28 protein-coding genes are annotated in these 26,710 nt (G+C 45.1%); 19 read left to right on the top strand and 9 right to left on the bottom strand.

From position 1 onward, the window contains the following. Positions 1 to 74 precede the first annotated feature (74 nt). Positions 75 to 1,850 (bottom strand): AMP-dependent synthetase/ligase, encoded by a 1,776-nt coding sequence (locus IMZ16_RS02470; RefSeq protein ID WP_193440348.1) that lies wholly within the window; start codon positions 1,848 to 1,850, stop codon positions 75 to 77. 125 nt (positions 1,851 to 1,975) lie between these two features. Here IMZ16_RS02470 and IMZ16_RS02465 point away from each other — a divergent pair, with 125 nt between their 5' ends. Genes IMZ16_RS02465 through IMZ16_RS02455 form a run of 3 tightly spaced genes read left to right on the top strand, consistent with a single transcriptional unit; the run spans position 1,976 to position 3,960 of the window. Then, positions 1,976 to 3,118 (top strand): acyl-CoA dehydrogenase, encoded by a 1,143-nt coding sequence (locus IMZ16_RS02465; protein WP_193440347.1) that lies wholly within the window; start codon positions 1,976 to 1,978, stop codon positions 3,116 to 3,118. Positions 3,119 to 3,120: 2 nt separating this feature from the next. Continuing rightward, positions 3,121 to 3,558, top strand: coding sequence for a hypothetical protein (locus IMZ16_RS02460; RefSeq protein WP_193440346.1), 438 nt, complete (start codon positions 3,121 to 3,123; stop codon positions 3,556 to 3,558). A 54-nt stretch (positions 3,559 to 3,612) separates the two neighbouring features. After that, a complete protein-coding gene (locus IMZ16_RS02455) occupies positions 3,613 to 3,960 on the top strand; it encodes a MerR family transcriptional regulator (RefSeq protein WP_193440345.1) in 348 nt (115 codons plus the stop codon). Positions 3,961 to 3,962: 2 nt separating this feature from the next. Here IMZ16_RS02455 and IMZ16_RS02450 read toward each other — a convergent pair whose 3' ends face one another. Then, positions 3,963 to 5,555 carry a peptide chain release factor 3 gene (locus tag IMZ16_RS02450; protein WP_193440344.1) on the bottom strand — a complete coding sequence of 531 codons (1,593 nt, stop codon included), beginning with the start codon at positions 5,553 to 5,555 and terminating at the stop codon, positions 3,963 to 3,965. Between the two features lie 57 nt (positions 5,556 to 5,612). On the opposite strand from IMZ16_RS02450, the gene IMZ16_RS02445 reads away from it, so the two are divergent. Together IMZ16_RS02445 and rdgB are read left to right on the top strand one after the other, a co-directional pair. Continuing rightward, positions 5,613 to 6,476 (top strand): CPBP family intramembrane glutamic endopeptidase, encoded by an 864-nt coding sequence (locus IMZ16_RS02445; protein ID WP_193440343.1) that lies wholly within the window; start codon positions 5,613 to 5,615, stop codon positions 6,474 to 6,476. Between the two features lie 28 nt (positions 6,477 to 6,504). Then, positions 6,505 to 7,080 (top strand): RdgB/HAM1 family non-canonical purine NTP pyrophosphatase, encoded by a 576-nt coding sequence (gene rdgB / locus IMZ16_RS02440; RefSeq protein ID WP_193440342.1) that lies wholly within the window; start codon positions 6,505 to 6,507, stop codon positions 7,078 to 7,080. A 12-nt stretch (positions 7,081 to 7,092) separates the two neighbouring features. On the opposite strand, the gene IMZ16_RS02435 is transcribed toward rdgB, so the two are convergent. Further along, positions 7,093 to 7,383 carry a hypothetical protein gene (locus IMZ16_RS02435; protein ID WP_193440341.1) on the bottom strand — a complete coding sequence of 97 codons (291 nt, stop codon included), beginning with the start codon at positions 7,381 to 7,383 and terminating at the stop codon, positions 7,093 to 7,095. Between the two features lie 77 nt (positions 7,384 to 7,460). Here IMZ16_RS02435 and IMZ16_RS02430 point away from each other — a divergent pair, with 77 nt between their 5' ends. Then, positions 7,461 to 8,384 (top strand): ribonuclease Z, encoded by a 924-nt coding sequence (locus tag IMZ16_RS02430; protein ID WP_193440340.1) that lies wholly within the window; start codon positions 7,461 to 7,463, stop codon positions 8,382 to 8,384. Next, positions 8,381 to 9,148 carry a TIGR02757 family protein gene (locus IMZ16_RS02425; RefSeq protein WP_193440339.1) on the top strand — a complete coding sequence of 256 codons (768 nt, stop codon included), beginning with the start codon at positions 8,381 to 8,383 and terminating at the stop codon, positions 9,146 to 9,148. Before IMZ16_RS02430 ends, IMZ16_RS02425 begins: the two co-directional genes overlap by 4 nt. A 9-nt stretch (positions 9,149 to 9,157) precedes the next feature. On the opposite strand, the gene rsmA is transcribed toward IMZ16_RS02425, so the two are convergent. After that, the gene (gene rsmA / locus IMZ16_RS02420) at positions 9,158 to 9,934 is read right to left on the bottom strand and encodes a 16S rRNA (adenine(1518)-N(6)/adenine(1519)-N(6))-dimethyltransferase RsmA (RefSeq protein ID WP_193440338.1); all 777 of its coding nucleotides are present in this window, start codon (positions 9,932 to 9,934) and stop codon (positions 9,158 to 9,160) included. A 75-nt stretch (positions 9,935 to 10,009) separates the two neighbouring features. Here rsmA and IMZ16_RS02415 point away from each other — a divergent pair, with 75 nt between their 5' ends. The 7 genes from IMZ16_RS02415 to IMZ16_RS02385 all read left to right on the top strand — a co-directional run bounded on the left by IMZ16_RS02415 (position 10,010) and on the right by IMZ16_RS02385 (position 15,321). Beyond that, complete coding sequence (locus tag IMZ16_RS02415) at positions 10,010 to 10,909, top strand: cell division protein FtsX (protein WP_193440337.1); 900 nt, start codon at positions 10,010 to 10,012, stop codon at positions 10,907 to 10,909. Positions 10,910 to 10,914: 5 nt separating this feature from the next. Further along, a complete protein-coding gene (locus tag IMZ16_RS02410) occupies positions 10,915 to 11,208 on the top strand; it encodes a DUF3098 domain-containing protein (RefSeq protein ID WP_193440336.1) in 294 nt (97 codons plus the stop codon). A 6-nt stretch (positions 11,209 to 11,214) separates the two neighbouring features. Then, a complete protein-coding gene (locus IMZ16_RS02405) occupies positions 11,215 to 12,030 on the top strand; it encodes an undecaprenyl-diphosphate phosphatase (RefSeq protein WP_193440335.1) in 816 nt (271 codons plus the stop codon). Positions 12,031 to 12,234: 204 nt separating this feature from the next. Next, complete coding sequence (locus tag IMZ16_RS02400) at positions 12,235 to 12,489, top strand: DUF6364 family protein (RefSeq protein WP_193440334.1); 255 nt, start codon at positions 12,235 to 12,237, stop codon at positions 12,487 to 12,489. Continuing rightward, a complete protein-coding gene (locus IMZ16_RS02395; protein WP_193440333.1) occupies positions 12,486 to 12,911 on the top strand; it encodes a type II toxin-antitoxin system VapC family toxin in 426 nt (141 codons plus the stop codon). The genes IMZ16_RS02400 and IMZ16_RS02395 overlap by 4 nt, the downstream gene beginning before the upstream one ends. Next, the gene (gene truB, locus IMZ16_RS02390; RefSeq protein ID WP_193440332.1) at positions 12,908 to 13,594 is read left to right on the top strand and encodes a tRNA pseudouridine(55) synthase TruB; all 687 of its coding nucleotides are present in this window, start codon (positions 12,908 to 12,910) and stop codon (positions 13,592 to 13,594) included. The genes IMZ16_RS02395 and truB overlap by 4 nt, the downstream gene beginning before the upstream one ends. A gap of 50 nt (positions 13,595 to 13,644) precedes the next feature. Continuing rightward, positions 13,645 to 15,321 (top strand): formate--tetrahydrofolate ligase, encoded by a 1,677-nt coding sequence (locus tag IMZ16_RS02385; protein ID WP_193440331.1) that lies wholly within the window; start codon positions 13,645 to 13,647, stop codon positions 15,319 to 15,321. A 2-nt stretch (positions 15,322 to 15,323) separates the two neighbouring features. Here IMZ16_RS02385 and IMZ16_RS02380 read toward each other — a convergent pair whose 3' ends face one another. Continuing rightward, positions 15,324 to 16,940, bottom strand: a complete 1,617-nt coding sequence (locus tag IMZ16_RS02380; RefSeq protein ID WP_227411546.1) for a helix-hairpin-helix domain-containing protein — start codon at positions 16,938 to 16,940, stop codon at positions 15,324 to 15,326. A 219-nt stretch (positions 16,941 to 17,159) separates the two neighbouring features. On the opposite strand from IMZ16_RS02380, the gene rpsA reads away from it, so the two are divergent. Beyond that, complete coding sequence (rpsA, locus tag IMZ16_RS02375; RefSeq protein WP_193440330.1) at positions 17,160 to 18,965, top strand: 30S ribosomal protein S1; 1,806 nt, start codon at positions 17,160 to 17,162, stop codon at positions 18,963 to 18,965. 96 nt (positions 18,966 to 19,061) lie between these two features. Here the strand turns inward: rpsA and rplS are convergent, their stop codons facing one another. From rplS to IMZ16_RS02360, 3 genes are all read right to left on the bottom strand, one after another. Further along, complete coding sequence (rplS, locus tag IMZ16_RS02370) at positions 19,062 to 19,415, bottom strand: 50S ribosomal protein L19 (protein WP_193440329.1); 354 nt, start codon at positions 19,413 to 19,415, stop codon at positions 19,062 to 19,064. A 154-nt stretch (positions 19,416 to 19,569) separates the two neighbouring features. Next, positions 19,570 to 20,076, bottom strand: coding sequence for a helix-turn-helix domain-containing protein (locus IMZ16_RS02365; protein ID WP_193440328.1), 507 nt, complete (start codon positions 20,074 to 20,076; stop codon positions 19,570 to 19,572). A gap of 113 nt (positions 20,077 to 20,189) precedes the next feature. Then, on the bottom strand, positions 20,190 to 21,233 hold the full coding sequence (locus tag IMZ16_RS02360; protein WP_193440327.1) for a TerC/Alx family metal homeostasis membrane protein: 1,044 nt from the start codon (positions 21,231 to 21,233) through the stop codon (positions 20,190 to 20,192). Between the two features lie 353 nt (positions 21,234 to 21,586). On the opposite strand from IMZ16_RS02360, the gene IMZ16_RS02355 reads away from it, so the two are divergent. Then, positions 21,587 to 22,690, top strand: a complete 1,104-nt coding sequence (locus IMZ16_RS02355) for a M14 family zinc carboxypeptidase (protein ID WP_193440326.1) — start codon at positions 21,587 to 21,589, stop codon at positions 22,688 to 22,690. Positions 22,691 to 22,724: 34 nt separating this feature from the next. Here IMZ16_RS02355 and IMZ16_RS02350 read toward each other — a convergent pair whose 3' ends face one another. Then, entirely contained in the window at positions 22,725 to 24,497 is a 1,773-nt protein-coding gene (locus IMZ16_RS02350) for an aminopeptidase P family protein (protein WP_193440325.1), read from the bottom strand. Between the two features lie 179 nt (positions 24,498 to 24,676). Between IMZ16_RS02350 and IMZ16_RS02345 the strand changes: the two genes are divergently transcribed. Genes IMZ16_RS02345 through IMZ16_RS02335 form a run of 3 tightly spaced genes read left to right on the top strand, consistent with a single transcriptional unit; the run spans position 24,677 to position 26,706 of the window. Then, complete coding sequence (locus tag IMZ16_RS02345) at positions 24,677 to 25,264, top strand: ParA family protein (protein WP_193440324.1); 588 nt, start codon at positions 24,677 to 24,679, stop codon at positions 25,262 to 25,264. A gap of 50 nt (positions 25,265 to 25,314) precedes the next feature. Continuing rightward, complete coding sequence (locus IMZ16_RS02340) at positions 25,315 to 25,536, top strand: hypothetical protein (RefSeq protein ID WP_073179394.1); 222 nt, start codon at positions 25,315 to 25,317, stop codon at positions 25,534 to 25,536. 39 nt (positions 25,537 to 25,575) lie between these two features. Further along, positions 25,576 to 26,706, top strand: coding sequence for an oxygenase MpaB family protein (locus tag IMZ16_RS02335; RefSeq protein WP_193440323.1), 1,131 nt, complete (start codon positions 25,576 to 25,578; stop codon positions 26,704 to 26,706). Positions 26,707 to 26,710 lie beyond the last annotated feature (4 nt).

Genomic DNA, 26,710 nt, shown 5'->3' with positions numbered 1-26,710 from the left:
TAAACAATATTTTCAATATGACAAATGTCATAGAAAAATTTCGAAAAAAAATAATTTCAATGATCCCTGCTTACTCATCTTCTGCCGTACATCTGATCAATCAGATCCCTATATTTTTCTTTAATAACTTTCCGTTTAAGTTTTAGGGTAGGGGTGAGCTGTCCGCCGTCGATAGACCAGACATCCCCGGTAAGCTCAATTTTTTTAATCTGCTCCCAATTTCCAAGGGGTTTATTCAGAAGCTCTATGTCCTGCATAATACGATCCTTCAATATCTGGTTTTTTGCAATTTTTTCGGGCGTATTTCCGATGTTGTGGCCTTTTCTCTCTGCCCAGGCCTTGGCAAAATCAAAGTCAGGTTGTATAAGCGCAGTCGGCATTTTCTCCCCTTCGCCCACAACCATAATTTGCTCAATGAACTTTGATGCTTTTGCCTGGTTTTCAATGACTTGCGGAGCTATATATTTCCCTCCGGAAGTTTTAAACATTTCTTTCTTTCTGTCAGTAATTTTAAGATATCCTTCGCCGTCTATATGGCCTATGTCGCCGGTTTTAAAGAAACCATCCTCCGTAAAAACACCGCGGGTCATTTCCTCATTGTTGTAGTAGCCCAGAAATACGGACGGCCCTTTCACGGTGATTTCCCCGTCCTCCGCAATGCGCACCAGGCAGCTCTCCAGCGGGATGCCTACGGTGCCCAGCTTTCTTTTCTGAAAAGAATTTACGGCTATTACGGGGGAGGTTTCGGTAAGGCCGTAGCCCTCCAAAATTGGGATGCCGGCGTTATTGAATATTTTATTCAGCCTTTCGGAGAGTGCCGCGGAACCGCAGATCAGTGCGGCGATGTTCCCGCCCAGTGCCTCGCGCCATTTCCTGAAAACCAGCCTGTCAGCGAGGATTTCCCGCAGGTTCTTCGGTTTGGTAAATTCCTTTCTGCCCTCGTTTACTTCCAGCGCCCAGTGAAATATTTTTGATTTAAATCCGCCGGCTTCTGTGCCTTTCTGATAAATTTTATCGTATACTTTTTCTACCACGCGCGGCACCACCGTCATAAAATGCGGTTTTATTTCCTGCATATTTTCGCTCATTTTATCGATACTTTCCGCGAAATACACGGAGAAGCCGTTGATCTGATACATATAGAAAAGCATCCGCTCGAAGACATGGCAAATCGGCAGAAAGCTCAGCGCCTTGGTGTCGCTAGTCTCCACACCGCGCAGCTTCGGGATCCGGTGCGAGCAGTCTTTAGCATTGCTCACAATGTTTTTGTGAGATAGCATCACGCCTTTCGGCTTTCCGGTGGTGCCGGAGGTATAGATGAGAGTAGCCAGATCTTCCTCGTGGATGGCTTTCGCAAGGTCGTCAACTTCTATTTGCGTCGTTTCATTTTTTCCAAGATCGGGGATTTCGTTCCAGTTGGGCGCGCCCTCCACCTCATCGAAGGTGAAAACGCCCATCAATCCAGGAGCATTCCGCTTTGCGGACAGCACTTTTTCATACAGTTCAGCATCGGAAACAAAGCAATAGTTCACCCCGGAATCATTGAAAATATATTCATACTCGTCCCGGGAAATGGTGGGGTAAATGGGCACCGTAACGGCACCTATCTGCAGGATTGCGAAGTCCATCACTGCCCACTCATTACGCGATGCGGAAGTAATTAGCGCGATTTTGTCGCCCGGTTTTATACCCATTTTTAAGAGGCCTCTGGAGGTGGCATTGCCTAGGTTTATAAACTGCTTCGTGCTGAGCGTCTGCCATCTGCCGCGATATTTTGAACCGAACATCACCTCTTGAGGAAATTTTTCTGCCTGAAAATATGGGATGTCAAAAAGCCTTTTTGGAGTCATATAAATTATTTTCGATAAAATTAAACTTTTTTGCAAAATATGCAAAATGTCATAAAACCATACCGGCACACAAGCCAGTGCAGATTTGGGGGAAAAGCCTTACATTTACCAAAATTTTTTTGAAAATGAACTTTAATCTTTCCGAAGAGCAGCTGATGATACAGCAGGCTGCACGGGATTTTGCCCAGAACGAACTGTTGCCAGGCGTCATAGAGCGAGACAGGGATCAAAAATTCCCCCAAGAGCAGGTAAGAAAAATGGCGGAGCTTGGCTTCCTTGGGATGATGGTGGACCCGAAGTACGGCGGTGCAGGGCTGGATGCCATCTCCTATGTGGTGGCGATGGAAGAAATCGCCAAGGTGGATGCTTCCGCAGCGGTGATAATGTCGGTAAATAACTCGCTGGTTTGCGCAGGGCTGGAAAAATACGCGAGCGAAGACCAAAAAATGAAATACCTGGCGCCGCTCGCTAGCGGGGAGGTGATAGGCGCATTCGCACTTTCTGAGCCTGAGGCCGGCTCGGACGCTACTTCGCAGAAAACCACGGCGGAAGATAAGGGCGATTACTACCTGCTGAACGGCACGAAAAACTGGATTACCAACGGCGGTACGGCGCAGTACTACATCGTGATAGCACAGACAAATCCTGAAAAAAGACACCACGGCATCAACGCGTTCATCGTGGAGAAGGGCTGGGATGGTTTCGAGGTAGGGCCGAAGGAAGATAAGCTCGGCATCCGCGGGAGCGACACGCATTCCCTGCTCTTTACCGATGTGAAGGTACCTAAAGAAAACAGAATCGGGGAGGATGGTTTCGGTTTTAAATTCGCAATGAATGTGCTGAACGGCGGCAGGATCGGCATTGCCTCCCAGGCGCTTGGCATTGCGGAGGGAGCCTATCAGCTCGCGTTGAAGTACGCTCAGGAAAGAAAATCCTTCGGGACGGAAATTATAAACCATCAGGCGGTAGCTTTCAAACTTGCAGATATGGCTACAGAAATAGCCGCCGCAAGGATGCTGGTATGGAAGGCAGCAGCGGAAAAAGATGAGGGCAGGGATATCTCCGAGAGCGGTGCTATGGCGAAGCTTTACGCATCGAAAGTGGCGATGGATACTACCGTGGAAGCCGTGCAGATCCACGGTGGATACGGCTATGTGAAGGAATACCATGTAGAGCGGATGATGCGTGATGCGAAGATTACGCAGATCTATGAAGGTACTTCGGAAATCCAGAAAATAGTAATTTCAAGAGCAATTCAAAAAAAATAAAAATGGCAGCAACAATTTACACAGATAACCTTGAGCCGGAAAAAAAGTCTGGAAACGGCTTCAGGAAAACGCTCATCTGGCTTAGCCTAGTGGGGCTACTGATCCTGGGTGGCTGGATTTGGTACAAATATTATTTTGTCTTTGGCACCGGGGTAAAATCTGGGTACCTGAACTATGCCGTTTACAAAGGCAACATCTTTAAAACCTACGAAGGAAAGCTGATTCAGCAAGGCTTCTCCGCAGGAAGCGGAAGGAATACGCAGATAGGCGGTGTGCAGAGCAACGAGTTTGAATTTTCGATTGAGAACGAGCAGGTTTTCAAGCAGTTAGAAGGTGCAAGCGGAAGATATGTGGACCTGCATTACAAAGAATACCACGCACCGCTGCCTTGGCGCGGAAACACACGCTATGTGGTGGACGAAGTTCGAAATATGAAGTAAAAATTAATCAAAGACCGCACGGAAAAATGGTGCGGTTTTTTTATTTTCGCATTAATGAAAATCAATCTTCCGGATAAGCTCTATTATTCCATCGGCGAAGTGGCCGACGCATTTAAAGTAAATACTTCGCTGATACGGTATTGGGAAAAGGAATTCCCCATCATCCGCCCGAAGAAAAATGCGAAGGGCAACCGCTATTTCACGCCGGAAGATGTGAAGCATTTCCAGATGATTTACCATTTGGTGAAGGAAAAGGGCTACACTTTGGACGGCGCAAGAATCGCGCTGACAACCAATGAACGCATCCCTGAAACCATTTCGGTAATAGACCGGCTGCAATTCGTGAGAGCGGAACTGACGAAGCTTAAGGAAATGCTCGTGGAAAAGGCCGATGCTTTATAAGTTTAATCCCTCCACTCACTAATAAAATGCAGTTTCACATTTGGAAACTTGTCCTGCGTCATTTGGATGGTGAAGGCGGAATCTGCAAGAAATACAAGCTGGCCAAATTTGTCGCGCGCTAAAAACCGCTGCTTCAGCCGTGCAAATTCCTTAAACTCCTCCGATTTTTCATCGGCTTCTACCCAGCACGCTTTGTGGATGGAAAGCGGCTCATAGCTGCATTTTGCACCGTATTCATGCTCCAGACGATATTGTATTACTTCATATTGCAGCGCACCAACTGTGCCTATGATTTTGCGGCCGTTCATTTCCAGCGTGAAAAGCTGCGCCACACCTTCATCCATCAGCTGATCGATTCCCTTGGCAAGCTGCTTGGCTTTCAGCGGATCATCATTATTAATATAACGGAAATGCTCCGGCGAAAATGCAGGGATTCCCTTGAAATGCAGTTTTTCGCCAGCCGTCAAAGTATCGCCGATGCGGAAATTTCCTGTGTCGTGAAGCCCCACGATATCGCCCGGAAAACTCTCATCCACTACCTCTTTTTTATCCGCGAAAAATGCATTCGGCGAAGAAAATTTCATCTTCTTGCCTTCGCGAACGAGCAGATAGTTTTCATTTCGGCGGAAAGTCCCTGAAACTATTTTCACGAAAGCCAGCCTGTCACGGTGCTTCGGATCCATATTGGCGTGAATTTTAAATACAAAGCCGCTAAAGTTCTTCTCCACCGGCTCTACGGTGCGCTCTTCCGCTTCCTTTGGCTGCGGCATCGGTGCAATTTCGATGAAGGCATCCAACAATTCCCTCACGCCAAAATTATTAAGCGCAGAGCCGAAAAACACCGGCTGCAAATCGCCCCTCATATATTCTTCACGGTTGAAAGGTGGGTAAACCGTTTCCACAAGTTCCGCTTCTTCGCGCAAAGTTGCTGCCGCTTTTTCGCCGATGAGTTCATCAACCTTGGCATCGTTCAGGTCGTCGATTTTTACGGATTCGCCTACTTTTTGCTTTTTTTCTTCCAGGAAAAACTCGATATTTTTCTCCCAAAGATTATAGATGCCCTGAAACTGCGCACCCATACCAATCGGCAGAGAAAGCGGCGTGACGGTGAGCCCAAGTTTCTGCTCCACCTCGTCCAGCAGATCGAACGCATCCTTTCCTTCGCGGTCCAGCTTGTTGATGAAAACCAGCATGGGAATTTTCCGCATCCTGCACACCTGCACCAGTTTTTCGGTTTGCTCCTCCACACCTTTTGCCACATCTATCACCACGATTACGGAATCTACCGCCGTCAAAGTTCGGTAGGTATCCTCTGCAAAATCTTTGTGACCGGGCGTATCTAAAATATTGATTTTGTGGCCTTTATATTCAAAAGCAAGAACGGAAGTTGCCACGGAAATTCCTCTCTGCCGCTCGATTTCCATAAAGTCGGAAGTTGCGCCTTTTTTGATTTTGTTGGATTTCACTGCGCCTGCTTCCTGAATGGCACCTCCAAAAAGCAGCAGCTTTTCGGTGAGCGTGGTTTTTCCGGCATCAGGGTGAGCGATGACGCCGAAGGTTTTGCGTTTTTTTATTTCCTGTAGAAGATCAGCCATCGTTTAATTTAAGACCGCAAAAATCGTGATTTTTACTGAACCGTAAAAGTTTTATATTTGCCTGAAATCCACCAGCGGATGCTGAAAAAATCGTTTCTGCCCGAATATATTTTTGATTTAAAATCGTTCCTGATAATGCTTGCAGGGATGTTTGCCGCAAGTCTCTTTCCTGCGCTGATAGCCGGGATCTGCCTTCTCGTGTTTCAGAAAGATTTGCAGACGGAGCCGTTTTTCATGATCGTCCTAAACAGCAGCGGGCTCCTTGGTGCTATCTTCGCCTTCGATTTTTTCTCATGCAGACCGGCTATAGGCGAAGCATTAAATTTTAATTTAAAACCTTCAAAACCAGAAGTTTACCTTGTCATTTTTCCGATGATGCTCGGGATGATGCTCATCTCCGAATTCCTAGTCTCGCTGGTGCCTGTCACCGGCCCGGTTTTTGGAAAATGGTACGACACCTTCGCCCGCGCAATGGAGATGGTCTCAATGGACACACCCACAATGCTAGTGATGACGGTCGGTTTCGCGCCGGTATTGGAAGAAATTATTTTCCGGGGGATTATTCAAAAAGGTCTGCAGAATAAAGGCTGGCAACCAATTTCCGCAATTATGTTTTCTTCGCTCCTTTTTGCCATTATTCACGGAAATCCCTGGCAGACGATAGGGGCGTTTCTGCTCGGCTTCGTCCTCGGCTTCGTGTACTGGCGTACGGGCTCGCTGCTGAATTCCATCCTGTTGCACGCCTTCAACAATCTGGTTTCCTGCCTTTTAATTCTCAGTTCAAATTCCGAAAGTTTTGAAATTGCTTTTAACATAGAAGGCTGGAAGTTATTTTTTGCAGGATGTTTAATTTTTGGTGTCGCATTTTATTTTTTTAATAAACTGCCTGCTGAAGATTCAAGGGGACAACAATTAGTTTAAAGTTTTCTAATTTTAATTCGAAAAAAGATTGATGAAATCTATCCTTATCGCCACGCACAACGAACACAAGAAAGATGAAATCCGCCAGATTTTGGGCGATGATTTTTTTGTGAAAAGCCTCTCGGATTTTGAGCTTCACGATGAGATTGTGGAAGACGGAAATTCGTTTGAAGACAATGCCCTAATCAAGGCGAAATATTGCTTCGAGAAAACTGGAATCCCAAGCATTGGCGATGATTCCGGATTGGTGGTGGAAGCGCTTGACGGAAGGCCCGGAATTTATTCCGCGAGGTATGCCGGCGACCACGATTTTGATAAAAATATCGCGAAGGTTCTGGAAGAAATGCAGGGAAAACCCAACCGAAATGCATATTTCATAACGGTGCTCTGCTATTTTGATGACAATGGCGCACAGTTTTTTGAAGGCAGAGTTTACGGCGAACTTTTAACGGAAAACAAAGGCCACAAAGGTTTTGGCTACGACCCGATTTTCGTTCCAGAAGGCTGTGACAGGACTTTTGCCGAAATGCAGCCCGAAGAAAAAAACGCCATAAGCCACAGAAAAAGGGCGTTTGATAAATTGATTGAGAAATTTGGAAATTGAGAAATCAGGGATTTAGCGAATAAAATTAATTATCGCCAAAATCGCACCGATAATGGTGATAACTTGCCCCAAACCTACCATCACAATAAATTTCAGCGTATCATTCTTGTTGTCCGCCATTTCCTTTCTCAGTTGGGTCATCTCAGAATGAAGGTCATTTTTTGTCACGAGAATGTTTAATTTTTCGTCGAACTTCTGGTCAACGGTCTGCTCAATTCTCGAAACAAATTCCCGTGCTTTCTCAGCATCCGGAATAAATTCCTGAGTAGGTTGGAAAAGTTTTAAACTTGTTGCTGCATTCATCGCCAAGCATTTATGCAAATATAATGACAAAAATCAAAACTTTGTTTCGTAAATTTACAGCCTTTTAACAAAATATTTTGAGCGCCTTTCTCACAATCCTCGGTTTCAATTCAGCGATTCCCACCGTCAATTCTTCGCCCACAGCACAGCTGCTGGAAATGGAAGAGCGGCATTTCCTCATCGATTGCGGCGAAGGAACCCAGGTGCAATTGCGGAAGGCAAGGGCGAAATTTTCGAAAATCAACCATATTTTCATCTCGCATCTTCACGGCGATCACTGCTTCGGTTTGCCCGGTTTAGTTGCAAGCTTCAGGCTTCTGGGCAGGGAAACGCCGCTGCACATCTACGGCCCGAAAGGCATTCAGGAAATGCTGGAAACCATCTTCCGAATCACGGAAACGCAGCGCGGTTTTGAGGTGGTATATCACGAACTTCAGGGCAGAAATTCCGAGAAGATTTTCGAAGATAAAAAGGTGGAAGTCTTCACGATTCCGCTCAATCACCGCATCTATTGCAACGGCTACCTTTTCCGCGAAAAGCCGAAGCCAAGGCATCTGAATATGCAGGAAATTGCCAAGTATCCGGAAATTCAAGTCTGCGATTATCAGAATTTGAAGGACGGCAATGATTTTCTACTTAGCGATGGCTATCTAATTAAAAATGAATCAATTACAAAAAATCCAGACCGCTCGGTTTCCTACGCTTTCTGCAGCGATACCCGCTATTTTGAAAGCATCGTGCCGATAATTCAGGATGTGGATGTGCTGTACCACGAAGCCACATTTCTGCAGGAACTCAAGGAAATGGCGGATTTCACGGGGCATTCCACAGCGCTGGAAGCTGCAAGAATTGCCCGAAAAGCGAATGCCGGCAAACTGATTCTCGGCCATTTTTCGAACCGATATCCCGATAGAAGCGTTTTCACCGATGAAGCCCGCGAAATTTTCCCGAACAGCTTTCTGCCAACTGCTCTGGAACGCATTGAAATTTTGCCGAAATGAATTTCGATGAGCTGAAAATTTTCCTCGATGAAAAGGCGGATTTCTACAATGTTCCGGATTTTATAGAGAACGACCCCATCAGCATTCCGCACCGTTTTTCGCAGAAACAGGACATCGAAATTGCGGGTTTTTTAGCGGCCACAATTTCATGGGGAAACCGAAAATCGATTTTGAAATCGGCGGAAAAAATGCTGAATTTTATGGACAATTCGCCGTATGATTTCGTGCTGAATTTTAAGCCAAAAGATTTGCAATCCATTGAAAACCAGAGTATTCACAGAACTTTTAACGGTGAAGATTTTGCGGAATTCCTGAAAAATTTGCAGCGGCTTTACCGTGAAAATTCTTCGCTGGAAAATCTTTTTATCCTGAAAGAAAACGAGGCCAATTTTTACCATTCGCTCGAAAGATTCCGCAATGCGTTTTTCGCTGAAAATCAGCAGCATAGAAGCAGGAAGCACATCAGCTCCACCTACAAAAATTCTTCGGCAAAGCGGCTGATGATGTTTTTGCGATGGATGGTTCGCCAGGATAAAAAAGGCGTGGATTTCGGCATCTGGCAAAAGCTTTCGCCGAAAAACCTGTCGATTCCGCTGGATGTTCACACTGGAAATATTTCCCGAAAACTTGGACTGGTTTCCCGAAAACAAAACGACTGGAAAACTGTGGAGGAGCTGGATATGGCCATCCGAAAAATGAACGCCGATGACCCTGCAAAATACGATTTCGCGCTGTTTGGCCTGGGCGTTTCGAAGGAAATTTAATCGGGCAGATTACTGAACGGCGGAATTTTTCCACTCATTTGCAAAGCCGATAAAATCTTCCACGGAAAGCTCTTCGGCGCGCTTTTCCAAAAAAGGATGCTCCTTCAATTCTTCCGGGATGCTCAGCGGTTTCAGCGCGTTGGAAAGCTTTTTCCGCCTTTGATTGAAGCCGGTTTTCACAATCTGCCGGAAAAGGTTCTCATTGCCCTGCAAACCTTCCTTCGGATTTCGTACCAATTTTATCACGCCGGATTTCACCTTTGGCGGCGGGCTGAACACATTTTCGTTCACGGTGAAGAGATAATCCACGCTGAAGTACGCCTGCACCAAAACCGAAAGTATGCCGTAGTCTTTGCTGCGCGGTTTTGCGGCCACCCTTTCAGCCACTTCCTTTTGAAACATCCCCACCATTTCAGGAATTTGCCGGTAAAAATCCACGATTTTAAACAAAATCTGCGACGAAATATTGTAAGGAAAATTGCCGATTACTGAGATTTCTTCATCATTTACAAAGGAAAAATCCGTCTGAAGAAAATCGCCGATGAAGCTGGCAGCGTTCAGCTTTTCATAGTTAAACTGCAGATAATCAATGGATTCCGAATCGATTTCCGCCAGCCAGATTTTGCGGTCGGTTTCCAGCAGGTATTTCGTGAGAACGCCCATCCCTGGCCCTACTTCCAGGATGTTTTCCGCCTTGCCAAAATCCAGGGAATGCACTATTTTCCGGGCGATATTTTCATCCGTGAGAAAATGCTGACCGAGATGCTTTTTCGCTTTTACACTCAATGCTTTCAGTTTTTGCCTGGCTTTGGAAGCGGCAAATTTCGCAAGATTTTTCTATTTTAGCCAAAAATTTTTTGAATGGCTAAAACAGTGGACGATTTAAATAGGAATAGGCTGCGTTCCAGCAACATTACGGTCGTGATTTCCATTTCGCTCGTTCTCTTCCTGCTCGGCTTGATGGGTATGATTCTCATCAATGCGCAGAAATATTCGGACTACATCAAGGAGCAATTGGTGGTGAATGCGTTTTTCAACGAGAATTATGACGCGAAAGATTCGGCGAAAATTGCAAAACAGGAGCAGGAAGCCTTCCGGCAAATCCAGGTTTTGCTGCCGGTAAAAAAGGCGACCTACATCAGCCGGGAAAAGGCTGCCCAGGAGGCGAAAGCCAGTATGGGAATTGATAGCGATGCACTTTTCGACAAGAATATTTACCCATCTTCCGTAGAAGTTTCGCTTCGCCCGGAATATGTGGACCCGGCGAAAATCGATAGTGCGATAGCGCAGATTGCAGCGGTGCCAGGCATTGTGGATGTGAAGAACAACAGCACAATGATGGTGGAAATTTACAACAATCTCAGCCGAATTCTCAAGTGGATTCTCGGCTTCTCACTGCTGTTCCTGATTTTAGCTATCGTGCTGATTAACAATTCGATACGCCTGAAAATTTTCGCAAAACGCTTCATCATCAAAACGATGCAGCTGGTAGGTGCAAAGCGTGGCTTCATCCTGCGGCCGTTCATCACAGAAGCCGTTGTTTTGGGGTTGATTGGTTCCATCATCGCGATTTTATCCCTAGTTGGCGTTTGGTATTATTTCACGCAACAGATTGGGCAGCAGTTCGTTACAGAAGATCCTAAGTATATTTGGTTAGGTTTGGGAATTTTAGCCTTGGGCATTATCATCACCGTTCTCAGCACGGTGGTTGCAACTTGGCGCTTCCTTCGTTCCAATGTGGATGACCTTTATTACAGTTGATTTCGATGGCAAAGCAAAGGAAAATTCAGCCGCAGCAAAAAATACTTTCTGACGAAAAATCGGAAGCTTTCTACTTCGGCAAAGAAAATTTCAGGTGGATGCTCATCGGCCTTGCGCTGATAATTCTTGGATTCCTGCTGATGATGGGAAGCGGCGCCAATACAAGGCCGGATGGAACTTTTGACCCAAATTACTGGAACGACGGTATCTTTTCAATAGTCAGAATTCGCATTGCACCACTGCTCGTAGTCCTCGGTTTCGCCGTGGAGGCCTACGCCATTCTAAAGCGCAAAAAATAATTTTAAATGGACTTACTAAAAGCCCTCATCATCGCCATTGTGGAAGGCCTCACGGAATATTTGCCCGTATCTTCCACGGCACATATGATTTTCACCAGCTCTATTTTCGGCATCCAGGAAGATGAGTTTGTCAAGATGTTTCAGGTATCCATACAGTTCGGCGCCATACTCGCTGTCGTAGCGCTTTACTGGAAAAAATTCTTCAACTTCAGCAACCTCAATTTCTACCTGAAATTAGCCGTAGCCGTACTTCCAGCGCTGCTTCTTGGCTATCTTTTTGATGATTATATCGATGCAATTCTCGGCAAGCCCATCCCAATCGCCGTGATGCTCGTCATCGGTGGTATTTTCCTGCTCTTCATCGACAGGCTTTTCACCAACCAAATCATTGACGACGAAAAAGACATATCCTTCAAAAGCGCCATACTCATCGGCTTCTGGCAATGTATGGCAATGATGCCAGGCACCAGCCGAAGTGCCGCCTCCATCATTGGCGGTATGCAGCAGAAGCTCACCCGCAAGGCCGCCGCAGAATTCTCATTCTTCCTCGCCGTACCCACAATGCTCGCCGTCACGGTTTACTCCGTATTCCTCAAAAAATGGGACTACCAGGGCATCGAGCAGAAAGGCTACGAAATGCTGATGCAGGGCGAAAACCTCAAGCTCTTCCTCATCGGCAACGCCGTGGCATTCATCGTCGCCGTCATCGCCATCCGTTTCTTCATCGGCGTTCTCACGCGTTTCGGTTTCAAGCCGTGGGGCTGGTACCGCATCGTAGTAGGCCTCGTGCTCATCATCTACTTCTCGTACTTCCAGGCGTAGTTTTTAGTTAAAATTTTTACGGCGCGTGCCGATTGCCAGCGCTAATCGCGCTGCCATCGGCACTGGGCTATCCGCTCATACTCCTCGCTTCGCCGCTCCGCTTCGCTCCGCGGCTACGCTGCGGGGTATCCGCTACTATCCCTCGCGCAAATTCGCACCGCCATTTTAATTCCTGAAAATCCTTAACTTTGAAAAAATAAAACGATGCACAGCGAAGAACTCACACTCACGATGGATGCCGCCGTCATTCGCAGAGCCAGGAAATACGCCTCCGCCCATAATACAGACCTTTCCAAACTCGTAGAAAACTACCTTACCAATTTGGATTCGGATGTTTCGGAAATTCCATTATCTCCGCAAGTCCAGAAAATACTTTCAGGGAAATCCATTCCAGGCAATCTTTCAGACGAAGAATTAAAAGAAATCTACTACGATTACCAAGAAAAAAAACACGGATGATTTCGAAAATCTTCTTCGATACCAACGCCATAATGGATTTTCTCGGTGAGAGAAAAGGCGCTTTGGAAATAGGCAAAATTATTAGCATTTCCGAAAATAGAGCTTGGAAAATCTACATATCTCCCGTCAGCATTGCCACTACATTTTACCTTCTTACAAAAACCTTGGGCAAAGAAACTGCTCTGCAAAAGATTAAATTATTCAAGCAGATTTCGTGCGTTTCAGAAATAAATGATGAGGTTGTTAACCAGGCTATAAACTCGGATTTTTCCGATTTTGAAGACGCCCTTCAGTATTTCAGCGCCTTGGCTTCAGGTTGCTGTGTCATCATTACAAAAAATGAAAAGGATTTCCGCAAATCAGAAATTCCGGTTCTCAACGCTACTGATTTTTTAGCAGATTTGGATAACTTCTTGCAATGACTGCCCAGCAACTTCTCGACGGCCATATCTTCCTGATTGATAAGCCTTTGGACTGGACAAGCTTTCAGGCTGTCAACAAGCTCAAATATCTCCTGCGTCGGAAATTCGACCTTCCGAAAAAATTCAAAATCGGGCACGCCGGTACGCTCGATCCGAAGGCTACAGGCCTGCTCATCATCTGCACTGGGAAATTCACCAAGAAAATCCCGGAAATTCAGGACGCACCCAAAGAATACATCGCCGAAATAAAACTCGGCGCACAAACCGAATCCTTCGACACGGAAAAACCGGAAATCCTCCACACCGATATTTCCCATCTTTCCCACGAAAAAATCACCGAATGCATCCAAACTTTCATCGGCGAAATTGAGCAGGCACCGCCCATATTTTCCGCCATAAAAATAGGTGGTGAAAGGGCGTATAACATTGCGCGGTCCGGCGAAACCGTGGAAATGAAAAAGCGCAAAACCACCATCCATTACATCGACGATATCAAAATCGAAATGCCGATCGTACGCTTTACGGTGGGCTGCTCGAAAGGCACTTACATCCGCAGCCTTGCGCACGATATCGGACAGAAATTGCAAGTCGGCGCATATTTATCCAACCTCCGCCGCACAAAAATCGGCGATTTTATTGTGGAAAATGCGATGAAAATCGAAGATATATCAGCGGAAATCTGAGAAATTCACGGCGAATTTTCGTAAATTTACCTAAAGAAAATTTGACTGATATGAGCTTCCCTACAGATTTAGAAATTGCGCAAAGTGCTGACATTCAGCATATTAAGGAAATTGCCGCAAAAATAAATATCGATAATGACGACCTTGAATACTACGGCAAGCACAAAGCGAAAATCCCGCTGAAATATATCGACGAAGCGAAAATCCGGAATTCCAAACTGATACTGGTTTCCGCCATCAATCCCACACCTGCAGGCGAGGGCAAAACCACCGTATCTGTAGGGCTTTGCGACGGACTGAACAAAATCGGGAAAAAGGCAATCGCCGTTTTGCGGGAGCCAAGCCTTGGCCCAGTTTTCGGTATCAAAGGCGGTGCTGCAGGCGGTGGCTACGCACAGGTTATTCCGATGGTGGATATCAACCTGCATTTTACGGGCGATTTTGCAGCTATTGAGAAGGCGAACAACCTGCTTTCTGCGCTGATTGACAATAATTTGCAGAACAAAGAACATTCGCTAAACATCGATCCGAGAACCATTGTATGGAAAAGGGTGATGGATATGAATGACCGCTCGCTGCGCAAAATAGTGGTGGGACTTGGCGGACTTTCCGATGGCATCGTGCGCGAAGAAGGCTTCAACATAACGCCGGCAAGCGAAGTGATGGCGATCCTCTGCCTTTCTCAAGATTTTGAAGACCTGAAAATGCGGCTCGGCAATATTTTCATCGGCTACACTTTCGATAAAAAACCGGTTTTTGCAAAGGATTTGAAAGCGCAAGGTGCAATGGCAATTCTCCTGAAAGACGCCATTAAACCGAACCTGGTTCAGACTTTGGAAGGCAATCCAGCGATTCTTCACGGTGGGCCTTTTGCCAACATTGCTCAGGGAACAAATACGATTATCGCGACAAAAACTGGGCTTTCCCTTGCAGATTTCGTGGTAACGGAAGCTGGTTTCGGTGCAGATTTGGGCGCGGAGAAATTCCTACACATCAAGTGCCATTATGCTGGGCTAAAGCCCGATGCTTTCGTGATTGTGGCCACAGTTCGTGCGCTGCGCTATCACGGCGGCGCGAAAAAAGGCGAATACGAAAATCCGAATTTGCAGGCCGTGGAGAAAGGCTTTGAAAATCTTGGCAAACATATCGAAAATGCGCTGAAGCTCGGCCTGAAACCGATTATCGCCATCAACCATTTTGCAACTGATGCCCAGGATGAGATTGAATTTATCCAAAAAAAATGCGAAGAATTGGGCGTGAAGGCGATTCTTGCCGATGAATTCACGAAAGGTGGCGAAGGAATGCGTGAGCTGGCGGCTGCTGTGGCGGAATCTGCGGAAAGTGGCGAAAATAATTACCAGCCGCTGTACGATGTGAATGATACGATTGAAACGAAAATCGGCATCATTGCCCAAGAAATCTATGGTGCGGATGGCGTGAATTTTTCCCAGAAAGCGAAATCTCAACTGAAAACCATCAAGAATTTAGGCTTCGACAAATTGCCGATTTGTATGGCGAAAACTCAGAAATCACTGTCGGACGATGAGAAGAAAATCGGCAGGCCAATCGGCTTTAAAATCACAGTCCGTGAGTTTGAATTTGCTGCCGGTGCAGGCTTCATCATCCCGATTCTTGGCGATATGATGCGGATGCCAGGGCTTCCAAGCGTGCCGGCTTCCGAAGGAATGGACATCGATAAAGACGGCAATATCACAGGATTGAGCTGATTTTATTTTGTGTAAAGCCGCATCCTTGCTTCGTATTCGGGCTTCAGCTGCAGGAATTTCCAGATTTTCTTTTCGTCCGGGTGGCTTAGCCGGTAGAAAATAATTTTATCCGCCGAATATTTGAAGTACGGATGCGTTTTCAGCCAATCTTCCGGCGCATCCACAAGGCTGTATTTTTGAACGCTTGTAGTATTGAGTTGTGTGGAATTCACCAATTTTGTCGCCAACTCCTTGTCGATTTCATAAATATCCACAACTTGCTGAGTGTTCACAAAACCGCCAAGTTTTTTGCGGAAACTTAAAAGCATTGCTGCATCTTTCTCGGAAAAGCCAAATTCACGCAATTGTTTGAAGGTGATTTGGTTCAAATCCACTTTTGCGAAATCCGTAGGGCCAAGGCTTTCCGGTTCTGCAACTTTCGGTGCGCCTTTCGGTGCTGCAGGTTTCGGTGCAAATTGCGCAGAATGCTGCTGCGGATTTCTGGTTGCTGTGCCTGAAAAATTCTCAGGATTCAGCCTGATGAACGGCTTGAGCTCCCAATATTTGTCCTCATTTATCACGAAGCAATTCCTGATGTCTTCTAAACTTCGGAAGCTCCCGCGCAAATTTCTGTCACGGTAGTTTACAATAACCTGGGCCTGTTTCTCGCTGAAACCAAGCGATTTCCATCCATCCAAATCCAGAAGATTCGGGTCAAACGGCGCAAGCTCCACCTTCGGTTTCTCCCTTCTTGGAAAGCGCGAATAATCTTCCGGCGTTTTCTCTGGCAAAATCAAATACGGCGCAAGTTTAGCATAATTTTCATCGGAAATAATGAAGCATTCCCTAAATTTTTCCTTGCTCACGAAACTTCCGCCCAAGTAATTTTTGTACTTCAAAATTGCGGCAGACTGTTTTTCCGAAAAACCCATTTTTTCCCAATCTTGCTGCGAAAAATCATCGGGATTAAATCTGCCCGGAATTTTCAGCTCTCGTTTTTCCCGCCCTGCAAATAGGGAATAACTGGCGGGCGTTTTTTCTGGCAAGATGAGATACGGCGCTAGTTTGGCGTAATTTTCCTGCGAAATAATGAAGCACTCCTTAAACTTTTCCTTACTCACGAAACTTCCGCCCAAGTAATTTTTGTACTTCAAGATCGCGGCAGACTGCCTTTCGGAAAAACCCATTTTTTCCCAGTCTTTCTGCGAATAATTATCCGGATTAAACCTGCCCGGAATTTTAATTTCTCGTTTTTGATAGCCGCCAAAACCGCTTTCAGGCAGCAGGATGTAGGGCTCAAGCTGCGCATACATCTCAGCTGAAATGGCGTAGCATTTTTTAAACTGCTGCTTCGATTTGAAACTGCCGCCAACAACATTCTTATAGTTCAGAATCGTCTTGACCTGGCCTTTGCTGAAGCCAAGTTTCTGCCAGTCCTCCGCCGATAAATCATTCGGGTCAAATTCTGCGAGAAATTCAGGATTAAGCTGCTCCGAAAGGAATTCCACCTCAATTTCCTTCGGTGGATTTTTCTTTTTGTAATACGAAAATCCCAGCTGAAACCCAAGCACAAGCAAAGCGAAAATCACCAGCGCAAAACTCTGCCTCCGGTACATCGTGCGAGCCAGTTTGGATTTCATAACTATTTAGTTTCAGGCGAAGATAAAAATTTAACCTCAATGTACAAGTCAAAGTAAATACCTATTATCACTCATCGCTCATTCACAAATTATCTCTATCTTTGCAGAACTTTTTGCGAAGGGTCTGGGAAAGTGTAAGTTATTCACTATTAACAACTTCCTGAGTTTTCAGTTCGCCAAGGCAGACCGCTGAAGAGGAGGGAATACAAAATTTATTTTATGTCTGAATTACAAGACGAGGTTCTGATGAACCAAAATGTTTCACCTGAGGAGTTTGACTGGGATTCCTTCGAAAGCGGCCTTGATGCCGATGCAAGAAAGGAGAAGACGGACCTTCAGGAAATCTACAACGACTCTCTGAACGATTTGGAGGACAATGATGTGCTTGTTGGTAAAGTGGTGAGAATCACGGACAAAGAAGCGATTGTGGACATCAACTTCAAATCTGAAGGAGTGATTTCCCTAAACGAATTCCGCTACAACAATGACCTGAAAGTAGGCGACGAAGTGGAAGTGATGGTGGACAGAAGGGAGGACAAAAACGGGCAGCTGCAACTTTCGCACAAGAAAGCGAGAACGCTGAGGGCCTGGGATAAAGTAAATGAGCTGAACGAAACCGGTGAGGTAGTGAACGGCTTCGTAAAATCCCGTACTAAGGGCGGTATGATTGTGGATATCTTCGGAATTGAAGCCTTCCTGCCTGGTTCTCAAATCGATGTGAAGCCTATTAAAGATTACGACCAGTATGTGGGCAAGACGATGGAATTCAAGGTGGTGAAAATCAACCCGGAATTCAAGAATGTGGTAGTGTCTCACAAAGCGCTTATCGAAGCGGATATCGAAGATCAGAAAAGAGAAATCATCGCTCAGCTGGAGAAAGGTCAGGTTTTGGAAGGCACGGTGAAAAACATCACCTCTTATGGCGTCTTCATCGACCTTGGCGGTGTGGATGGCTTGATTCACATCACGGATTTGTCTTGGAGCAGAGTGAACCACCCTTCCGAAATTCTGGAGGACGGCCAAACTGTGAAGGTGGTAATCCTAGATTTCGACGACGAGAAAACGCGCATCCAGCTGGGTATGAAGCAGCTTGAACCGCACCCTTGGGAAAAACTTTCCGAAGAGCTGAAGGAAGGCGATAAGGTGAAAGGCAAAGTGGTAGTGGTAGCAGATTACGGCGCTTTCGTAGAGGTGGCACCTGGGGTGGAAGGCCTTATCCATGTATCGGAAATGTCCTGGTCAACGCATTTGAGAAGTGCAGGAGATTTCGTGAAGGTGGGCGATGAAGTGGAAGCCGTGGTGCTTTCTATCGACAGGGAGGAGCGCAAAATTTCCCTCGGCATGAAGCAGCTGAGCAGCGATCCTTGGGAAAACATCGAGCAGAAATATCCTGTGGGAAGCAAGCATACAGGTACGGTGCGGAACTTCACGAACTTCGGTGTATTTGTGGAGCTTGAAGAAGGCATCGATGGTTTGATTTACATTTCAGACCTTTCCTGGACGAAGAAAATCAAGCATCCATCCGAATTCTGCAATGTGGGCGATAAACTGGATGTAGTAGTTCTTGAGCTTGACACAGCAGCAAGAAGATTGTCGCTTGGTCATAAGCAGCTTCAGGAAAACCCGTGGGATAAATTCGAGCAGAAATATGCCGAAGGCACGGTGCATACCGGAAAAGCGAGCGATGTGTTCGACAAAGGTGCACAGGTGCAGTTTGAGGATGCTGAGGTTGAAGCATTCTGCCCGGCAAGATTGCTGGAGAAAGAGGACGGCACGAAGATTAAGAAGGGAGAGGAGGCTGAGTTTAAAGTAATTGAATTCAACAAAGACTTTAAGCGTGTGGTGGTCTCTCACACAGGAACATTCCGTGAGGATGACCGCAGAGGAAACTCCGGAGGCGGCAGTAAAAACCAAAGTCAATCGAATACCGCTGCGGCCGTGGTATCTACCGGCGACGAAAGAGCGACTCTTGGAGACATAGATGCTCTGGCAGAACTAAAAAGAAGAATGGAAGAGGGGCAGTAAGCCTTTCCCAAAACATAAAACCGCTTCGAAAGAGGCGGTTTTTTTTTGTAAAAAAAACCACGCCGAAGCGTGGAATGTGGATTTATTAAGTAATGTTTACTTCTTAAACGGAGCGTCTTTAATTCTCGCTTTCTTACCGCGGAGATTACGGAAGTAAAAGATTCTCGCTCTGCGAACTTTACCTCTTCTATCTACCTCAATTTTCTGTAGCGCCGGCATATTGATAGGGAATACCCTTTCTACACCAATTTCCCCGCTCATTTTCCGGATGGTAAAAGTCTTCGTAAGACCTGTTCCGCGAAGCTGAATCACAGTCCCCTTAAAGAACTGCGTTCTCGTTTTCTGCCCTTCCTTAATTTCGTAGTACACCGTGATAGTATCGCCGGCTTTGAATTCAGGAAACTCTTTCTTTGTGATGTACTTGTCCTGTACATACCTCACTAAATCCATGATTTTGAATAAAATAAATTTAACGCTAAGCAACTTACACGGCTCTCGTCAGAGGTTGATTAACAGACGGCAAAATTAAAACATTTACTCATAACAACCAAATTTTATTGAATACTTTTCAGCATCCGCTTAAAGCTTACAGCCTTGCTTTCTGCTAAAATCGCTGAGGCTCAAAACTTTTGAACTCCCCATTTGAATAAAACCAGACAATCTTAATAATATCCGCGTCTCCGCCGGGGTGGTGAGGTGTACTTTCCGCAGAGACGCTTGATAGCATATGCTCATTGGTCCGACCCGCTTCCGGAGTTCGTTTGTATGAAGCTGTCTCGGTGAGGGGACTCGTTGTGGGGGCATCCCCAGTAGATTCCTTCCCGAAGTTATCATCTTCAATTAGAGAAAACAAGTCGGGCAGGGAAGCAGGTTTTTGAGGCTTATCTTCTTCAGATTTCTTCAGCATATCGCCCTCGCCGTTAATAAGCCAATCCCATTCTATTTCAGGGAACCTCGCCTTTATTTTGGTAATAAATTCTAGCGAGGGTTTATTTCTGCCAGAGGTAATATGGGAGATAGAAGAACGCTGCACATCCACCGCTTCAGCAAATTCCGTAGGAGAGAGCTCAGAATATTGCATTATTTTTTCAATCCTTTGGTTGATATTCATTTTTTTGTTTACAAAAGTAACCAAAGTAATTTACATCTGTATTTACAAATGTAAAGAATTGGATTTTACAAAAGTAAATTTTAGAAAAATTCAGATTGGCGCCGTCCTTTACTTTAAGCTTTTTTCTCTGGTATTACCAACGATGCAATGATGCTCGCTGCCAGTATCCCCACAATTACGAAGAGCGAATGAGCGGTTGTAAAGCCAAAATCTTTTAGATAGTCGTGGAGCAACATTTTCGTACCGATGAAGACAAGAAGGGCTGCAAGACCCACCTGAAGGTAGCGGAATTTGTTAATAACTCCTGCCAGAAGGAAGAACATTGACCGGAGGCCTATGATGGCGAATATGTTTGAGAAAAATACGATGTAAGGATCCTTCGTCACTGAAAAGATTGCCGGAATACTGTCTACAGCGAATAGAAGATCGGTAGATTCTATCACCAGAAGCACCAGGAACAGGGGGGTTATTTTGAGTACGCCATTAATCCTGACAAAAAATCTGTCCCCGACATATCCATCGTGCATTCGGAGATGCTTGTAGGCAAACCTAACGACAGGATTTTTTTTAATGTCAACATTTTCTTCCCTGTTCCTGTTAAAGAACATCTTAATACCCGTAAGAACCAGAAAGATGCCGAAGACATACATTATCCAGCTGAATTTCTCGATGAGTGCTGCACCAGCGAAAATGAAAGCCAAACGCATTACGATCGCCCCAAGAATGCCCCACACCAACACCTTGTGATAATTCTCCCTGGCAACTCCAAAAGAGCTGAAAAGCATCACCATAACAAAAATATTATCCACTGAGAGCGCATACTCCACTATATAACCGGTAAGGAATTCCAAGCTGAGATTACGATTGTAAATTTCTAATGATTTCTCAAGATCTGAAGGATCAATTTTAATCGGGTGTCGGTATTTTGTCACAACTTCCTGCAGGTGGGATATACTGTGAATATCGTGTATCTCATTCCCGTAAAACCGCAACAGAGCAGCAAAACCAAGCGAGAGAAGTATAACAAATGCACTCATTATACCCGCCTGAGTAAGAGAAACGGTACCGTCCTTATTGCCCATAAGTTTCAGGTCAATAAATAGGATTGCGCCAATCAGAAGCAGAAATCCTATCATAAAAATTAATTCGTGTGACATTTTAAAAATTTAAAGCTCAAATATAAAGTAAATACACAAAATAATTAAGATTTACAAAAGTTATACAAGGAAAGAAAGGCAAAACTATTAAGATTCTGAGTGCTTGATAATTTTATTGCCATTCAACGAAAAATCTTAGTTTATACACTTAAAGTAATCCTAAACCAAAGGTTTATTAAAACTATGTAAACTATTGATTATCATTTAATTATAATTTTACTTTTAAATGAATACAATCAACAAAACTTTCCACCGACAAAAAGTCACACCTATATGTTTAATTCGTTTACAAATGTAAAATATTGTGAATGATTTTTATTTAAATTAAATTTGAAATTGTAAACTCCCCAGCGATGAAAGACTTTATTTACTTTTGTAATGATAATTTTAGAGAGCGTTTTGTTCTTCCCGAGATGCTTTCTATTTATTTAGAGAAAAATTTTAAAGACAAAATTTTCCGGCTCGGAAATTCATTTCTGGGTAAACCTATCTATATGCTGAAGTTGGGGAAGGGCAGAATTAAGATTTTGGCCTGGTCACAGATGCACGGAAATGAAAGCAATGCAACGCTGGCTATGCTTGATTTTCTGGAGTCTTATAACAAAAACCCGGCACACTTTAGCAGATTATTTGACAAAATTTCTCTGGATTTTATTTTTATGCTAAATCCTGATGGCTCCGCAAAGTGGACACGCCACAATGGGCAGGGCATCGACCTGAACCGCGATTTTCATTCGAGAGAAAGCGTAGAGCTGCCATTGCTGCTGAAGTCGGTAGAAGATAAAAAGTACACTTATGCCCTCAATCTTCACGAGCAACGCAGCATCTTTTCCACCGACGGCGTTCATCCTGCAACGCTTTCCTTTTTGGCACCTTCGGAAAATTTGGAAAGAGAGATCACCGATACCAGGAGAAAATGTATGGCAGTGATCGCTGAAGTTTACAGAAATATGGAAAATCTTTTGCCACACGGCATCGGGAGGTACACAGATGAGTACTATCCCAACTCTGTGGGGGATAACTTCACTGCCATGGGAATCCCGACTGTTCTTTTCGAGGGAGGGCATTTCCCGAACGATTATTTAAGGAAAAACTCAAGAAAATTCTACACTATTGCCCTCTACGAATGCCTTGCGGCAATTGCTAAACTGAACGGCTCCGAGGAAGGCTGGGAGGATTATTTCAAAATCCCGGAAAATAAAGAGTCTCATTTCGATATTATTTACCGAAATGTGACGCTAGAAACAGATTTCCCCTGCAAAATGGATATTGCAGTGCAGTACCGCGAAATCATCCGCGAGGGGGAAAGCGAAATTTCCTTCGTGCCAATCGTGGTGCGCGCAGGCGACTGCAGCGATAAAAAAGGCTGGCAGGAAATAAACTGTACGGGGAAAAAATTTACCTCAGAATCAAAATTTCCCAAACTGGATGCTGAGGTAAATTTTAAAATAGAATAAAAAGGCAGCCTGTTTTGGACTGCCATTCAATTTTTTATAAAGGCTTTATCAGCTCGACAAACCATTCTTTCACCTCACCGGAAAGCAGTGGCAGGAGTTTTTCCCCGCACCAGCGATGATAATCGTTCAGCCAGCTCAGTTCCTCCTCGGCAAGCAGTTCTTTTACAATGATATCCTTAAAAAATGGGCAGATGGTAAGCGTTTCAAATTCATAAAAATCCCCGCTCTCAGAATTTTGCCATTCTCTCACGGCGATCAGGTTCTCGTGCCTTATCCCGTATTTCCCCTCAGCATAGAAGCCCGGCTCATTGGAGCATACCATTCCGGGCAGCAGCTCCTGAGGATTCAAATCCTTACGAATGTTCTGCGGTCCTTCATGCACATTCAGGAAGCTGCCGATGCCGTGGCCGGTGCCGTGGGCGTAGTCTTTTGCATCCATCCAGAGCGGCAGCCTGGCAATGGCATCCAGGTGTGTGCCGCGCGTTCCTTTCGGAAATTTCACCATTGAGAGGCGGATCATCCCCTTCAGCACCAGCGTGGAATCCCGTTTAAATTCCTCTGAAACCTCGCCCAGAGCCATCGTCCGCGTGATATCAGTGGTGCCCTCGAGATATTGCCCACCCGAATCGATCAGAATGCTACCCTCGGCCTCCACTTCTGCGCTGCCATTTTCAGGGGCAGAGTAGTGTACAATCGCGCCATTACCCTGGTATCCTATAATGCTCGAAAAACTTTCGCCAACGAAATTTTCTCCCTCAGCGCGCATCTCCCGTAGTTTCTCGCCAATGCTGTGCTCAGTCATCGCCTCCCTGCCGGCATTGTGCGTCAGCCAGTAAAGGAATTTCACCATAGCTACGCCATCCCGTACCATCACTTTTCGGAAACCCTCGAGTTCCGTTTCGTTTTTTATGGCTTTGAGCAGATTGCCCGGTGCAGGTGCTTCTATAATTTCGTTTTTATTTTTAATGCTTTCAAAAATTGACTGATTGGAATTTGGAGAAATCAAAATCCTTTCCCCCTCTAGTCGTTCTATTTCATTGAAAAAATCCTGATAATCAGATATTTGCACAGAAGATTCTGAAAGATGCCTGCTTACATCCTCGGAGATTTTTTCCAAATCCACAAACAATTTTGCAGAATTTTCCGTGAGCAGGATGTAGCCGAGGAATACCGGGTTCGCCTCCACATCGCTGCCGCGGAGGTTCAGCGTCCAGGCTACATCATCCAGGCTGCCGATGATGTGCGCCGTGGCGTCCTGCTCTGCCATCTTCTTCCGTATAGCCGAGATTTTTGCTGACACGCTTTGCCCCGCTCTATCCTCCGGATGAATGAAAACTGGTTTTATTACTTCGCCCGGATTCCTCCCTGTCCAGATATCTTTCAGGAGGGGCAGGTTTTTCAGGCCAATATTTTTATTGTTAAATTTATCCTCTAAAGCTTTCCAGCTGGCGTGCGAAGTCGCAAGCGCGTTCACGGCTACCGTGCCGCCAGCAGGAATTTCGGAGAGGATCCAGTCCCGGTAGTCGGGAGTGCCGCTCACGCCGTCTTTCATCAGTTCTATGCCGCTACCTGCCAGCTCCGTTTTTGCCTGTACAAAGTAGCGCCCGTCCGTCCAGAGTGCGGCTTTGTCCCTGGTAAAAACCGCAAAGCCTGCAGAGCCGGTAAATCCCGTTATCCATTTTCTTTCCTGCCATTCGGTTGGTAGGTATTCGCTTAGGTGCGGATCTGCTGAGTATATTATGAAAGCATCTACGCCACTTTCTGCCATTTTATCCCGCAGTAAGGATATTTTTTCCTGTATTTCCATTTTCAATTAAAAACTTAAAAATACAAAATTCTCTGTCCACGACATAATATATAAAATCATATTTTTATTTTTGCACAATTAATGAATTAAAGTTTTATATAAAAATATAATTAATTAAATTTTAATGTGTTGAGTATCAGTATAATATATGTATTATTTAAATAAATTAATATTTATATATGGCAAAAATAATTCTTATTACACACCAAAAGGGGGGAGTCGGGAAGTCCACCCTGACTTTTAATCTCGCGGCCAACCTTCGCGAAAATGCCAAAACCTGCATAGTGGATATGGACCTGCAAGGTTCTTTGATGAATGTAAAAGGATTGTCCGAAGTAGAAATTTTTGGTGCTGTTGATTTAAAAAAAGTTCTTACAGATGGTTATGATTTTGTTTTTATTGACACTCCGCCCTATCTCACGGACCAGCTGCCGGAGCTTTGCAATCTCTCCGATGTCATCATAGTTCCTACCAAAGCGGGGGTGCTGGATCTGCTGGCGATAAAGTCCACGATAGACATTATCAAAGATTCTGGGAATAAAGAAAAAGCAGTTATCGTTTTTAATATGGTTAAACCAAACACTACGCTAACGAAAGAAATTGCCGACCAGCTAGCAGAGTATGAAGTAAAGGTGTCTAAAAACATGCTTTCTGATCTGGTTGCTTTTTCCAGATCTGTATTGGTGAATGGTGTGGAAACTCACAATAAAGCCCAAAAACAGATTGATAATCTTACGAAGGAAATACTTACTCTTTCAATTAAATAAATGTATAATAATATAAATATATAATCTTATTTTTATTAAAATGTATAATTATGGCGAAGGAAGATTTTTCGGCCTTAATCGGGAAGGCTAAGGAGGCGCAGACGAAATCGCCGGCGCAGAAGGTAGTACCACTGAAGGAGAAAAAGGAGGAAATACTCTTTTCCCTCCACATCCCGGCGGAAAATATGAAAAAACTGAAAATAATGGCAGCCGAGCAGGGCAGGACACTGAAAGACCTCATCAACTCTGCCATAGAGGAGGCATATTTTTAGGCAGCCTTTTTGTTTGCAGATGTTTTAAAATTTTTTGAGATGATTAAATATGGCCATAATAATCTCTTCTGGCAGCGAGGCAACGGGAGAGAATTTATCCATTGGGCAGGGGTGGAGGTTCCAGAGACGGACTTCAGCACGGCGATTTTCTATAAAGTAGATGAGGAGATGGACGCATTGGTAGAGGGGTGGATGAAGAACGGTGAACTGAAATTCATTATGAAATCCCTGCACAGCGGCGAAGAAAAAAATCTTCCGCAGGATTATAAAGATTTCCTTGATGAAAACCGCGCTGTGCCTGGCTGGGTAGATTGGGAACTGATGGAAGCTGGCTGCAGTCTCTCGGAACGAAGCGGGCTTTCAGGATTGCTTGTTTTGAGAAATTTTGCTCTGCTTGGCGGTTACAATTTTGGGAACCTCACCAAGCCCCTAGTTGCAACCGGGGCGCTGGAGAAGGGTGCCGTGCACAGGCTTTATAACACGCTGGGCTTTTGGGTAGATGTCTCCCGCAACGGAGCAGGATCTCAGGAGAGGCGTCTGCGCGCCTGCATCCGGACGCGGATCGTGCACAGCGTATCCCGCCTAAGCATACTGAAAAAATACCCCGACTGGGACGAGGAAAAATTTGGCACACCCATCAATTTTGCAGATATGATTGCCACCAATATCGCCTTCACGGTGTATTACCTCTTTGGCCTCAGCAGGATCCATTTCCGGTTTTCGGAGCAGGAGGAAGAAGGTACTTTTCACCTTTGGAAATATGTGACCTGGCTGCTTGGCGTGCCCCAGAATCTCATTCCCGAAAATAGGGTAGAAGCTCTCGCATTTTTCCGGTTTTGGACTCAATACCAAGCCCCTCCGGATGCTGATGCCCTGAAGCTTACCGATGCATTGCTGCACGAAAACACGCCCATCAGCCTGCTGAAGCTGGACATCGTAAAACGCAATATGGGCTACATCCATAGTAGCGTAGCCAATTATCTCATTGATGATAATATCCGCCAAAACTTGCAAGTCCCTCCCGTGAGGTTTAAAAATGTAATTCCAAATGCGCTGAAAATCAGGAATGCAGTACCTATAGACCGCGCAACCCAGATCGCAATCGGCGCCAGAGAGCAGCAGAGTGTGCTGGAAGATTATAAGGCACACACGGCGAAAATTTGGAAATAAACCA

It is taken from the genome of Cruoricaptor ignavus (genome assembly GCF_014961145.1).
Taxonomy (GTDB): Bacteria; Bacteroidota; Bacteroidia; order Flavobacteriales; family Weeksellaceae; genus Cruoricaptor; species Cruoricaptor ignavus.
The sequence above is the reverse complement of the archived record's forward strand: the minus strand, read 5'-3'. Positions and strand labels throughout refer to the sequence as shown.